We start from the raw sequence: 12856 nt of genomic DNA, 5'->3' as shown, positions 1-12856 counted from the left end.
GCCAAAGCGAAGCGGGCTTGCCGTGCGCTGGTTGGGCGCGCCGCGGCGCAGCGACACGGGCGCTTCCTGTGGGAGCGGCGTGAGCCGCGATTGCGAAACCTTCGGCTGCGAAGTGGTCGCGGCTTACGCCGCTCCTACCCCAAAGCGCGAACCGCAGGGCGGGCGCCAAAGCGAAGCGGGCTTGCCGTGCGCTGGTTGGGCGCGCCGCGGCGCAGCGACACGGGCGCTTCCTGTGGGAGCGGCGTGAGCCGCGATTGCGAAACTTTCGGCTGCGACGTGGTCGCGGCTTACGCCGCTCCTACCCCAAGGCGGACCGCGCGGCGGATCGGGAGGCGAACGCCAAAGCCAAGCGCGCGGCGATTCGCGTCGCGCCTCAGCCGCGCTCGGGCCGCGGCGGGGCGGTCGAGCCGCGCACCACCAGGATCGGGCTGAAGCCCTCGTTGCCCGGCATCTGCAAGGGTTGGTCGGTCTCGCGGCGCAGGTCGGCGATCAGGCGGTAGGCCGCGTGGCGCGCGATCTCCTCGGTGGCCTGGCGCGCGGTGGTCAGGGTCGGCCAGGACTGCTTGGAGAACGGGCTGTCCTCGAAGCCGGCGATCGACAGGTCGTAGGGCACGTGCATGCCGCTGGACTTCGCCGCCGCGAGCACGCCGGCGGCGATCTCGTCGTTGCTGCCGAAGATCGCGGTCGGCCGGTTGGGCAGGGCGAACAAACGGCGCGCGCCGCGGAAGCCGTCGTCGAAGGAATAGTCGCCCGGCAGCACCAGGTCCTCGTCTTCGCCGATGCCGTAGTCGGCCAGGGCCTGCGCGTAGCCCTTGTAGCGTTCCCAGCTGGAGCGGTGCGATTTTCCGCCCCACAGGAAGCCGATGCGCTGGTGGCCGAGCTGAATCAGGTGCTCGGTGATGTCGTAGGCGGCGTCGCGGTCGTCGACCCAGACGCAGGGTGCGCCGTCCTGCGGGTCCTCGGCGGCCGAGACGATGCGCACCAGGCGGATGCCGTGCGCGACCAGTTCGCTGACCAGTTCCATGCGCTCGGACATCGGCGGCGCCAGCACCAGGCCGGCCAGGCGCGCGCCCTGGACCAGGTCGATCAGGTCGGCGGCCAGCAGCGGCGAGGAGGAGTCGCAGGGATGGATCTGCAGGCCGTAGCCGGTTTCGCGGCAGGCGGCGAGCACGCCGTTCTGCACGCTGATGATGTAGTACGGGTTCGGATTGTCGTAGACCACGCCGATCGCGTACGGCTGCGCGCTGCGCAGGCTGCGTGCCGACGGGTCGGGGCGGTAGTCGAGTTCGGCGATGGCCTGGTTGACCCGCGCACGGGTGCGGGCGTGCACGCTGGGCTCGTCGTTGATGACGCGCGAGACGGTTTTCAGCGAGACCTGCGCGCGTTCGGCGACGTCTTTGATCGTGGGTCGGCGCACCGCTGCCTCGGGGTAGTCGATCGGAGCCGCCATGGCGTTCGCAACGCGCAGGCGTGTCGCCTAGCCTACTCGGGCGCCGACGCGACGCAAGCGGCGCCCGCGGGCCGCCGGCTTCGGCACAGGCGCGCGGCCGGGTTCAGGTGTCCAGTTCCAGCGTCACGTCGTCGAAGCCGCGGGTCTTGCGGATCGCCAGCTGATAGCCGCGCTCGACCAGTTCGTACTGGCCTTCCAGCGTGCGCAGCAGGGCGTCGATGCCCAGTTTGGGCGTCTGCGCGGCGATCCGCGCGATCGCCCGGTCCTGCCAGCGCTTGCCCAGCGCGCGCCAGAACTCGCGCACCAGCTTGTTGGGCTTGCTGGCCTCGTAGTAGGCCGGCGGCATCCACAGGTAGTCGTCGAAGATCATCAGCCCGCCGACCTTGAGCAGCGGCCAGGACATCACGCCGTCGGCGAGCGCGCCGAACGCGGTATGCCAGCCGTCGACGTAGACCAGGTCGTAGGGGCCGGTCACGCGGCCCAACTGCTCGGCACTGGGTCCCTTGAATTCGGCGACCCGCTGCTTCCACGGCGCGACGTTGGCGCGGAAGCGCTGGTGGTAGTCGCCCTGCAGCGGGTCGGGGCGGAACAGGTCGATGCAGTCGATGCGGCTGTCGGGCTGGGTCAGGATGTTCTGCAGCAGCCACACGGTGGAGCGGCCTTCGAAGCTGCCGATCTCGAGAAAGCGCAGGCCCGGGCGGTCGCGGAAACCGTCCAGCCAGCGCTCCCAGTTGCGCACATGGGACTGGAACCAGTCCTTGGTGTACTGCGTGTCGCCCGCGGGTGTCGCGGCCGAGCTCGTATCCGCTTGCTGCATGAGTCCTGAGTGACCTGGCGCCGGTATCGGGCGCCCATGGTATCGGCGTTCGCGGCGGACCGGATGTGCCGGCCCGCCGCGTCCAGGTCACGCACGTTGTGCCGACGGCGTGCCGACCGCCGCGGCGCGGCGCAGGCCGGCGCGGTGGCCGCGCAGGGCGAAGTACAGGATGTAGAGGTAGCAGGGGATCATCAGCAGCGCGAACACGGCCTGGAAGTCGTAGTGCTGCTTCAGATGCACGAACAGTTGCGGAATGACCGCGCCGCCTGCGATACCCATGATCAGCAATGCCGAGCCCTTCTCGGTGAGTCGTCCCAAGCCCTGGATCGCGAGCGGGAAGATCGCCGGCCACATCATGGCGTTGGCGAAGCCCAGCGCGGCGACGAAGCCTACCGAGACGATGCCCTGGGTCAAATAGGCGCCGATGGTCAGCGCCACGCCCAGGATCGCAGAAAGGCCGAGATAGCGTTCCTGAGAGACGAATCGCGGAATCAGGATGAGCCCGACGATGTAGCCGGCCAGCATCGCCCCCAGGGTATAGCCAGTGAACAGCTTGGTTTCGTCCAGCGGCAGCCCGAAGGCACGGCCGTAGGTGCCGATCGCATCGCCGGCCATCACCTCGGCGCCCACGTATACGAAGATGCACAGGGCGCCCAACCAAACATGAGGAAACTGGAGCAGTCCGATCGGCTTGGCGCCGGACATGGCCTCCGAGCCCTCGGCGTTGACTTCTTCGGCCTGAATTTCCGGCAATGGCGAGAACAGGATGCCCACCGCGAAGAGGGCGAGCAGCCCCGCTATGATCATGTAAGGGGTATGGATGCGCGCGGCGAACTCGTTGAGGACTGCCGCCTTCGTCGCGGCATCGGCGCCTGCGACCTGACTGGCCACGTCGCCCATGCCATGCATGACGAGCGTGCCGATGACGTAGGGCGCCGCCCAACCGGCGAGCTTGTTGCAGATGCCCATGATCGCGATGCGCTGGGCCGCGCCTTCGATCGGTCCCAGAATGCTGATGTAGGGATTGACCGCGGTCTGCAGAATCGCCAGACCCGCGCCGATCACGAACACGCCCGTCACTGCGCCGGGGTAGATGCGCTGAGTCGTGTAGTGCGCGAATACGGCCGCACCGACGGCCATCAGGAACAGGCCCAGGGCCATGCCCTTCTTCATGCCGGTCATCTTGAGAATCGAAGACGAGGGCAGGGCAAGACAGAAGTACGAGATGTAGAAGGCGCTCGGAATGAGGAACGCGAGCGATTCGCTCACGTCGAACGCCAGCTGCGCGAACGAGATCAGCGGGCCGTTGAGCCAGGTGACGAAGCCGAAGACGAAGAACAGCGCGCCGACGATCGCGATCGAGCCGAGATAGCGCTGCGGCGGGCCGCCGGTATTGGGCGTGGACATGTGATCAGGACTCCCCTCCAGGAACGCGGGGAGCGCCCCGCGGCGTTACGGCCATGTCGTATTTGACCTGCACGACATCCGTTGGCTCAACGGTGTCACAACTTTGTCCGACAAGCCAGAAGGCAGCGCAAACCCAGTCTGGGCGGGGCTGGCGGAGGCGCTCCGCCATGTTGCGCCGCAGCAGGGAAAACCCCGGCATCCTGTACTTTTCGGGCATTCGTTAGGGCGGCGTGACCGCAAGTTGACAACGTTGTCAGATCGTGGGCAATCTCGGCCCCGCCAGCCGGGGGCTGGCCGGGATCAACGGAGGAAGCGATGCAGTGGGATTCGAAGCGGACGGCGTTTTCGCCCCGCGCGGCGCAGTCTTGGCGCGCCGAAAGGGCGGGCGGTCAAAACACCGTCTCGGCACGGTCGGAGCGGGCCGCATGAGCGCTGCCAGCAAACTGGCCCCGGCTGTGTCTCCGTTCATCGCCGCCGACGTCGGCGGCACCCACACCCGGGTCGGCCTGGTCCGGGCCGGTGCCGCGGGCGAGTCCGCGGTGGCCGTGCTGGCGCACCGCAAGTACGTGTGCGCCGATTACCCCAGCCTGTCCGCGATCCTGGCCGACTTCCTGGCCGGTGCGGGCGCCGGCGCCGGCGCCGACCGGGTCGCGATCGCCTGCGCGGGCGTGGTCCTGGACGACGCGGTGATCAATTCCAATCTGCCGTGGCGGATTTCGCTGTCCGAGCTGCGCCGCGAGCTCGGCCTGCGCGAAGTGCAGTTCATCAACGACTTCCAGGCCGCCGCGCATGCCGCCCAGTGCATGGCGCCCGGCGACTCGACCCTGCTCACCCCGGGCGTCAGCGATTCCGCGCCGGGGCCGGTGCTGGTGATCGGCCCGGGCACCGGCCTGGGCGCGGCGGTGCGGATTCCGTTCCGCGGCGCCACCGTGATCTTGCCGACCGAATCCGGCCACACCGCATTCGCGCCGGGCAGCGCGCGCGAAATCGAAATCCTGCGCTGGATGCAGCAGCGCGGCGCGCATGTATCCACCGAACACCTGGTGTCCGGCCCCGGCCTGGTCAACCTGTACGACGCGCTGTGCGCGATCGACGGCGTCGATCCCAGCCTGCGCGCGCCGGCCGCGATCACCGAGGCCGCGCGCCGCGGCGACGCGCTCGCGCGCGAGGCGGTGCTGACCTTCTGCGCGCTGCTGGGCAGCGTGATCGGCGACCTGGCCGTGATCAGCGGCGCCAAGGCGGTGTTCATCGCCGGCGGCATCCTGCCGCAGCTCAAGGATTTCCTCGACGCCAGCAGCTTCCGCGAACGCCTGCTCAACAAGGGTGCGATGCGCCCGGTGCTGGAGCGCGTACCGGTGCGGCTGATCGAGAACGAACAACTCGGCGTCATCGGCGCCGCCAGTTGGTACCTGGAGCACGCCAATGAGGCCTGAGCCCGGCAGCGCGCTTCGCGTTATCCGCTGAATTGCCGGCGCCGGGCACCAACGGCGCTGGAACAGGACGTACCAGGCTTCGCCCAATCGACGCAGATCGAGCGGCGGAGAGGACCATAGCCCGAGGGAGAGAACCCAATGAAAGTTCGCAAGACCATTCTGTCCGTCAGTATCGTCGCGGCCCTCGGCTTTGCCGGCCAGGCCGTGGCCCAGGACGCAACCGCCGCTTCGCAGGACGCCAAGGACCTAGACACCATCGTGGTCAAGGGCATCCGCGGCGCGATCGAACAGTCGCTGGATACCAAGCGCGACGACGTCACCCGAGTCGAGGTCATCACCTCCGAAGACATCGGCAAGATGCCCGACAAGAACGTCGCCGACTCGCTCGCGCGCGTGCCCGGCGTCAACATCTCGGCGGCCAGCGCCAACGAGGGCGCGTTCGACGAGAACGACCGCGTCTCCATGCGCGGCACCAGCCCCAGCCTGACCCAGACCCTGATCGACGGCCACAACATCGCCACCGGCGACTGGTTCGTGCTCAACCAGACCGGCACCGTGGGCCGCAGCGTGAGCTACTCGCTGCTGCCGTCGGAACTGGTCGACAAAGTGATCGTGCGCAAGTCGTCCGAGGCCAAGCTGGTCGAAGGCGGCGCGGTCGGCAGCGTCGACATCGTCACCCGCAACCCGCTCAACTTCGAGAAGGGCTTCAGCATCTTCGGCTCGGTCGGCGGCGTCTATGCCGAGCAGCCGAGCAAGACCGATCCGCAGATCTCGGTGCTGGGCAACTGGAAGAACGACGACGGCAGCTTCGGCATCACCGTGCAGGCGTTCAGCGAGGAGCGTCACCTGCGCCGCGACGGTCAGGAGCTGCTGGGTTACGAGCAGATCGGCGCCAACACCGCCGCCGGCGTCGCCCATCCCGACCTGGTCGGCGTGTTCTTCCCGACCCTGCTGGGCTCGGCGCTGTTCGAACAGGAGCGCAAGCGCACCGGCGGCATGTTCACCGCGCAGTGGAAGCCCGCCGACAACTTCGAACTGGAAGCCAACTATTTCCGTTCGGACATGAAGGCCGACAACTACAACCGCAACTACATGATCTGGGGTAGCCGCATCATCAACGGCACCGGGCAATTGGTGAACGGTGTTCTAGACAATGGTCAGGTGCCACTGCCGGGCTACGTGGTACGCAACAACACCCTGGTCTCTGCCAACTTCGCCCCGACTCCGGGCGCCGATCCGTCCAAGGCCTTCGGCATCTACGACCAGATCTCGCGTCCGGGCGCCAAGTCCAGCACCGAGTTCTTCAGCCTGGAAGGCAAGTGGGACGTCAGCGACAAGCTGCGTTTCTCGGCCCAGGCCGGCACTTCCGAAGGCCACGGCGAAACCCCGGTGCAGGACGTGGCCGAGTGGGACGTGGGCCTCAACAGCGGCGGCGGCTGGGGCCTCAACGGCGTCGGCGCAGCCAACTGGCACCTCGGCAACGCCAACACCGGCGCGCCCGGCATCCCGAACACGGACTACCGCCTGGATTGGATCTTCGGCTTCCAGGACATCGATGTCGAAGACAAGGAAGACTGGGGCCAGATCGACGGCACCTACTTCTTCGACGGCGGCCTGGTGACCTCGATCGACTTCGGCGTGCGCCAGGCGCGTCACGAGCGCAACCTCGACCAGGTCACCGCGCAGGGCCCGAACTTCGCTCTGCCGCAGGACCCGTTCAATCCGGCCAACTGGCCGCAGGGCTACAGCAACTACCCAGGCGACTTCGCCAACGGCATCGGCGGCAATTTCCCGCGCAACATCTGGTACTTCTCGCCGGAAAGCCTGGCCGCGTTCAACCGCCTGGCCAACCGCGACCCGGTCTCGCGCTTCTACTTCCTCGGCGCCTACGGTCTCGAAGAACAGAGCACGGCCGCCTACGGTCAGATCAACTTCCAGGGCGAGCGCTGGACGGCCAACGTCGGCCTGCGTTACGTGGAAACCCAGGAAGACGTCACCAACTACGTGAGCACCTCGGCCACCGATCCGGCCGCGATCACCACGTCCGCGTTCGGCGCGTACAAGACCGTGCTGACCAAGAACACGTACAAGGACTGGCTGCCGAGCGCGAACCTCAAGCTCGACATCACCGAGGACGTGGTCCTGCGCCTGGCCGCTTCGCGCACCCTGACCCGCCCGGATTTCTCGGCGATCGCGGGCGCGGTCTCGCTGCTCCCGCCGGCCGCGGTCAACGGCGTCGGCACCGGCACCGGCGGCAACCCGAACCTCGCCCCGATCCTGTCGACCAACCTCGACGCGACCGTGGAGTGGTACTACGGCGAGCGCGCGCTGTTCTCCGTCGGCGTGTTCAGCATGAACATCGACAACTACGTGTCGCTGGCCAACGTGCGCCGTCAGTACCTGACCATCGATGCCCAGCGTCCCAACGGCGCGATGGTCGACTACGACGTGACCATCCCGGTCAATTCCAACGCCAAGGTCAACGGCTTCGAGCTGGCCTGGGAAGGCCCGATCGGCGACTACTTCGGCGCGTTCGCCAACTACACCTACGCCGAATCCGACACCGACGACGGCACGCCGATGCTGGGCACGTCCGAGAACACCTACAACGTCGGCCTGTGGTTCGAGAACGACCGCTTCAACGCCCGCGTCAACTACACCTACCGCTCCGAGTTCTACAGCGGCCTGGATCGCGCCTCGGCCTTCTACCAGGACGAAATCGACACCGTGTCGGCCTCGTTCGGCTACAAGATCAACGACCACATGGCCTTGAGCCTGGATGCGATGAACCTCAACAACCCCAAGACCACGTACTACGCCACCAAGGACCGTCCTCGTTCGGTGTACGAGAACGGCCGCCAGTACTATCTGAACTTCCGCTTCAACTACTGATGCGAAGAAGCGGGTGGTAGGGTGCGGTGACAACCGCACCGTCGCGAACGGTCCCGCCGGCGCGATGGTGCGGTTCGCCTGCAGCTCACCACACCCTACGGGCTTGGCGGTAAGGTGACAGCGTTCAGCTGCGACAGCGGGCCCGGTTACGCCGGGCCCGCTTGTTGTATGAGTGTCGGACGGACAAAAGGGGGCGGGGATGAGCGGTAAACGCATGCGCGCGGCTGTGGCCGCGGCGGTAGCGCTGTCCATGGTGACGGCGATCACATTGTCGGCCTGCCAGCGCGGCGGCCAGGACGCTGCGGTGGAGGTGCCGGCCGCGCAGCGCTCGCAAGCCACCCCGGTGATTCCGTTGCCCGCCAAGGTGGAACTGCGCGAGGGCGTATTCGCCCTGGACGCGGGCACGCGCCTGCAGGCGGCCAACGGCGACAAGGACGCGGCGCGGATCGCGCGCGACTTCGCCGCGCGTGTGCAGCGCCTGCGCGGCTTCGCGCCGAGCGTGGACGCCAGCGGCCAGGCTCAGGGCGAGGCCGCGCACACCGTGGTGTTCGCGATCGACCGCCAGGCCGCACTGCCCAGCGACGAGGCCTACACCCTGGATATCGGCCCGGAAGGTGCGCGCATCCAGGCGCGCGCGCCGGCCGGCCTGTTCTACGGCGCGGTCACGCTGTGGCAGCTGGCCACCTCCGACGGCGGCCGCGGCACGGCGCAGATCGCCGCGCAACGCATCGAGGACGCGCCGCGTTTCCCCTGGCGCGGGCTGATGCTGGATTCGGCGCGCCATTTCCAGAGCGTCGAGCAGGTCAAGACCCTGATCGACCAGATGGCGCTGCACAAGCTCAACACCTTCCACTGGCATCTGACCGACGACCAGGGTTGGCGGATCGAGATCAAGAAGTATCCCAAGCTGACCGAAGTCGGCGCCTGCCGCATTCCGGCCGGCGCGTCCGGCCACGATCCGGCCACCGGCGCGCCGCTGCCGTACTGCGGTTACTACACCCAGGACCAGATCCGCGACGTGGTCGCTTACGCCGCCGAACGCTACGTCACCGTGGTCCCGGAAATCGAAATGCCCGGCCATGCCCAGGCCGCGATCGCCGCCTACCCCGAGTACGGCGTGGGCGACGTGCTCAAGGCACCGCCGCCGGTGTCGCCGGACTGGGGCGTGCACACCTATCTGTTCAACACCGACGACGCCACCTTCGGCTTCCTCCAGGACGTGCTCGCCGAGGTCACCGCGCTGTTCCCCGGCCGCTACATCCATATCGGCGGCGACGAAGCGGCCAAGGACCAGTGGCAGGCCTCGCCCAGCATCCAGGCGCAGAAGGCCGCGCTGGGGCTGAAGGACGAGATGGCGATGCAGAGCTGGTTCGTGGCCCGGATCGAGAAATACCTCGGCAGCCGCAACCGCAGCCTGGTCGGCTGGGACGAGATCCTCGAAGGCGGCCTGCCGCCGCGCGCGACGGTGATGTCCTGGCGCGGCACCAAGGGCGCGATCGAAGCCGCGCGCGCCGGCCACGACGTGATCCTGTCGCCGGCGCCGGACCTGTACTTCGACCACGTCCAGAGCGACAACGACGACGAACCCGCCGGCCGCCTGGCCGCGATCACGCTCAAGGCGGTGTACGGCTTCGAGCCGGTGCCGACCGAACTCACGCCCGAGCAGGCCAGGCACGTGCTCGGCGCCCAGGCCAACCTGTGGACCGAACACCGCCGCAGCTTCGACGCGGCCGAGCGCGCCCTGTTCCCGCGCACCGCCGCGCTGGCCGAAGCGGTGTGGTCGCCCAAGGGCGCGCGCGACTGGGACAGCTTCCTGCGCCGGTTGGTGCCGCAGATGGCGCGCTACCAGGCCCAGAACGTGCAGGCCTCCGACGCCGCGTTCGCAGTGCGTTACCAGGCCGAACGCGACGCCCAGGGCCAGCCGCGGGTCAAGCTGAGCAACCAGGTCGGCTTCGGCCAGATCCGCTATGTCGAGGGCAAGGGCCCGCTCAGCAACGCCTCGCCGCTGTACGACACGGCCCTGCCGCTGCGCCCGCCGACCACTTTCCAGGCCGCGACCTACGTCGACGGCCGCGCGCTGTCGGCGCCGCGCCGCTACGCCCCGGCCGACATGGCCGCGCTGACCCAGCGCACCGGCAACCGCCTGCGCCAGTGCAAGGGCGGCCTGAACCTGCGCATGGAGGACGACGCCCCGGCCGACGGCATCGGCGGACGCTCGCCGCGCGCGGCCCTGCTCGCCGACGTGTTCGACCCGTGCTGGATCTACGAAGGCGCCGCGCTGGACCAGGTCGGCGCGATCGAGGTCCGGGTCGGCCAGCTGCCGTACAACTACCAGCTGTGGCGCGACACGCCCAAGATCGTCAGCCGCCCCGCGAACGGCCCGGAAGGCGCGCTGGAAGTGCGCGCCGACGGCTGCGAGGGCGCGCCGATCGCGGTGCTGCCGCTGGGTTCGGCGCGCCGCACCGCCGGCCTGACCACGCTGCGCGGAAAAGTCGCGCCGACTGCGGGCACCCACGACCTGTGCCTGGTGTTCGCCAGCGGCAGCCACGACCCGCTGTGGGCGATCGAGCGGGTGACCCTGCGGCCGCGCTAAGGCTGAATGCGCGGCCCCGACGAGCGTCGGGGCCGCGCAAGGCCCGATTTGCCGCAAAAAGCGTGATGAACGGCGCGATCCCTATCCCGCTCGGGTTAGCATATGCGGGTATCAGGGGGATCCATCGATCATGCGTATTCGTAGTGTGTTGTTGACGGCCGTGCTGGCCGTATCCGGAACCGCAGCGGCCCAGACCGCCACCGCGCCGTCGCTGCCCAAGCCCGTCGAGTTCTACTTCGATGCCGACACCAACACCACCAAGCCGGTGGTGGTCGTGCGCGAGACCGGCGAAGCGGCGATGCAGAAGCTGAGTCGCATCCTCGAGCGCAAGGCCGGCGCCGATGCCGAAGCCGCGCAGCTCGCGCATCTGGCCATGGAAAGCGGCCGCGTCGACCTCGGTCGTCAGCTGTACGCACGCGCCTTGTCCGGCCTGGACGCCAGCGACGGCATCTGGCGTGCGGTGATGTGGAACTACGGCTGGGATCTGTACCGCGCCGGCGACGACAAGGCCGCGTTCGAACAGTGGCGCACGCTGTACGCCGCCCGCGGCGTCACCGCCTCGTGGATGCCGCCGACTTTCGCTTTGGCGCTGTGGTCGCTGGGCCGCAAGGACGAAGCCGTGCAGTGGTATGCCGCCGCCGTGCGCACCGAGCCGACCCAGTGGGTCGACAGCGCGCAGTTCGCGCGCCTGCTGCCGGGCTGGACCAAAGCCGAGCGCAAGACCCTGGCGGAAGTGCAGGCGGCCTGGGCCGCGAACCCGCCGAAGTATCCGTAACGCATCGCGCACGGATCGAATCGAAAAGCGGAGCTTCGGCTCCGCTTTTTTTGTGCCGCGTGCAGCGCGCCCGCAGCCGGCGCGCTTGGCTGTCCGGACGGACCTGCCATCGCCGCGCCGTCGCCCGTGCGACCGCCGCGACCGTTCGTCGGCGCCGTTGCCGTTGGACGCTATGCGCGGATACAGTCGGCGCGAATGCAGCCGAGCCGCGTGGCTGCGCAGCCGCCGGTCCGTTGCGATCGCGGCGCACCGCGCCACGGCCATGGCGGCAGTCTTTCCAGGGAACGGCATGTCGATTACGGCGCTCAGCGTGATGGTGGTCGAGGACCATGGGTTCCAGCGCCGCATGGCGCTGCGCATGCTCGCCGAGCTGGGCGTCGAGCAGGTATTCGAAGCCGCCGACGGCGCCGGCGCGTTGCGCCTGCTCGAGGAAGTGCGCTCGCCGCCGGACGTGATCCTGGTCGACCTGGACATGCCCGGCATGGACGGCATCGAGTTCATCGACCACGTCGCCCAGCGCAGCCTGGCGCGTTCGGTGGCGGTGGTCAGTGCGCTCGATCCGGCCCTGCTCAACACCGTGCAGACCATGGCCCGCGCCTACGGTTTGCGCATGCTGGGCAACGTCGAGAAGCCGCTGACCCGGGCCAAACTGCAGCAGGCGCTGGAAGGCTACGAACACGCGCTGCATGCCGAAGAGGACGACGAGCCGGTCGAGGTCACGCCGCAGCTGATCCGCGAAGCGCTGGCCGCGGGCGAGATCGGGCCGTGGTTCCAGCCCCAGGTCGAGTTCGGCAACGGCAAGGCGGTCGGGGTCGAGGCGCTGGCGCGCTGGCGCCGCTCCGACGGCCGCATCGTGCGCCCGCAGCACTTCGTGCCGATGATGGAGCGCGAAGGCTTGGTCGACCTGCTGACCGACCACATGCTGGTCGAGGGTTGCCGCTGGAAGCGCGCCTGGGACCGGCAGGGCATCCGTTTGAACCTGTCGATCAATGTTTCGCCGGCGACGCTCGCCGACGCCGGCGCGGCCGACCGTTTCCAGCATCTGGTGCGCGTCGCCGGTGTGCCGCCGGAAGAGGTGGTGCTGGAGATCACCGAGAGTTCGCTGATGACCGATGCCGCGCGCGGCCTGAATGTGCTCGCGCGGTTGCGCCTGAAGGGCTTCGGCTTGTCGATCGACGACTTCGGCACCGGCTATTCCTCGTTGGCGCAGCTGTCGCAGATTCCGTTCACCGAACTCAAGATCGATCAGGGCTTCGTCTCCGGCGCCAAGGAGCAGCCGCGCAAGCGCGCGGTGATCGAGGCCAGCCTGGACTTGGCGCGCAAGCTCGGCCTGGACGTGGTCGCCGAGGGCGTGGAGACCGTCGACGACTGGCAGATGCTGGCCGAACTGGGCTGCGGCATGGCCCAGGGCCATTTGATCGCCGAACCGGTGCCCGGCGAAGACCTGCCGGTCGTGCTCGGCCGCTGGCGGCGGCCGGAGTAGAGCGCA

8 protein-coding genes are annotated in these 12856 nt (G+C 68.6%); 5 read left to right on the top strand and 3 right to left on the bottom strand.

Annotated elements, in window-relative coordinates; translation table 11 throughout:
• Positions 1–373 precede the first annotated feature (373 nt).
• From ASE10_RS19005 to ASE10_RS18995, 3 genes are all read right to left on the bottom strand, one after another.
• A complete protein-coding gene (locus tag ASE10_RS19005; RefSeq protein ID WP_055905803.1) occupies positions 374–1417 on the bottom strand; it encodes a LacI family DNA-binding transcriptional regulator in 1044 nt (347 codons plus the stop codon).
• 136 nt (positions 1418–1553) lie between these two features.
• Entirely contained in the window at positions 1554–2267 is a 714-nt protein-coding gene (locus ASE10_RS19000) for a class I SAM-dependent methyltransferase (protein WP_055905336.1), read from the bottom strand.
• Between the two features lie 87 nt (positions 2268–2354).
• A complete protein-coding gene (locus tag ASE10_RS18995; protein WP_055905333.1) occupies positions 2355–3674 on the bottom strand; it encodes a sugar MFS transporter in 1320 nt (439 codons plus the stop codon).
• 425 nt (positions 3675–4099) lie between these two features.
• On the opposite strand from ASE10_RS18995, the gene ASE10_RS18990 reads away from it, so the two are divergent.
• From ASE10_RS18990 to ASE10_RS18970, 5 genes are all read left to right on the top strand, one after another.
• Positions 4100–5107, top strand: coding sequence for a glucokinase (locus ASE10_RS18990; RefSeq protein ID WP_055905330.1), 1008 nt, complete (start codon positions 4100–4102; stop codon positions 5105–5107).
• A gap of 138 nt (positions 5108–5245) precedes the next feature.
• On the top strand, positions 5246–7999 hold the full coding sequence (locus tag ASE10_RS18985; RefSeq protein WP_055905322.1) for a TonB-dependent receptor: 2754 nt from the start codon (positions 5246–5248) through the stop codon (positions 7997–7999).
• A 199-nt stretch (positions 8000–8198) separates the two neighbouring features.
• Positions 8199–10592 carry a family 20 glycosylhydrolase gene (locus tag ASE10_RS18980; protein ID WP_157481120.1) on the top strand — a complete coding sequence of 798 codons (2394 nt, stop codon included), beginning with the start codon at positions 8199–8201 and terminating at the stop codon, positions 10590–10592.
• Positions 10593–10722: 130 nt separating this feature from the next.
• Positions 10723–11367, top strand: a complete 645-nt coding sequence (locus ASE10_RS18975) for a tetratricopeptide repeat protein (protein WP_235567584.1) — start codon at positions 10723–10725, stop codon at positions 11365–11367.
• Between the two features lie 289 nt (positions 11368–11656).
• Positions 11657–12850: an EAL domain-containing response regulator gene (locus ASE10_RS18970; protein WP_055905315.1), complete on the top strand. Its 1194-nt coding sequence runs from the start codon at positions 11657–11659 to the stop codon at positions 12848–12850.
• Positions 12851–12856: the final 6 nt, after the last annotated feature.

This window comes from Lysobacter sp. Root76 (assembly GCF_001428685.1).
GTDB lineage: Bacteria > Pseudomonadota > Gammaproteobacteria > Xanthomonadales > Xanthomonadaceae > Lysobacter.
The sequence above is the reverse complement of the archived record's forward strand: the minus strand, read 5'-3'. Positions and strand labels throughout refer to the sequence as shown.

Bases quoted from the DNA above. Each gene is read 5' to 3' on its own strand.
- ASE10_RS18975 (WP_235567584.1), top strand. From the start codon at position 10,723: ATGCGTATTCGTAGTGTGTTGTTGACGGCCGTGCTGGCCGTATCCGGA.
- ASE10_RS18970 (WP_055905315.1), top strand. From the start codon at position 11,657: ATGTCGATTACGGCGCTCAGCGTGATGGTGGTCGAGGACCATGGGTTC.
- ASE10_RS18980 (WP_157481120.1), top strand. From the start codon at position 8,199: ATGAGCGGTAAACGCATGCGCGCGGCTGTGGCCGCGGCGGTAGCGCTG.
- ASE10_RS18995 (WP_055905333.1), bottom strand. From the start codon at position 3,674: ATGTCCACGCCCAATACCGGCGGCCCGCCGCAGCGCTATCTCGGCTCG.
- ASE10_RS18990 (WP_055905330.1), top strand. From the start codon at position 4,100: ATGAGCGCTGCCAGCAAACTGGCCCCGGCTGTGTCTCCGTTCATCGCC.
- ASE10_RS19000 (WP_055905336.1), bottom strand. From the start codon at position 2,267: ATGCAGCAAGCGGATACGAGCTCGGCCGCGACACCCGCGGGCGACACG.
- ASE10_RS18985 (WP_055905322.1), top strand. From the start codon at position 5,246: ATGAAAGTTCGCAAGACCATTCTGTCCGTCAGTATCGTCGCGGCCCTC.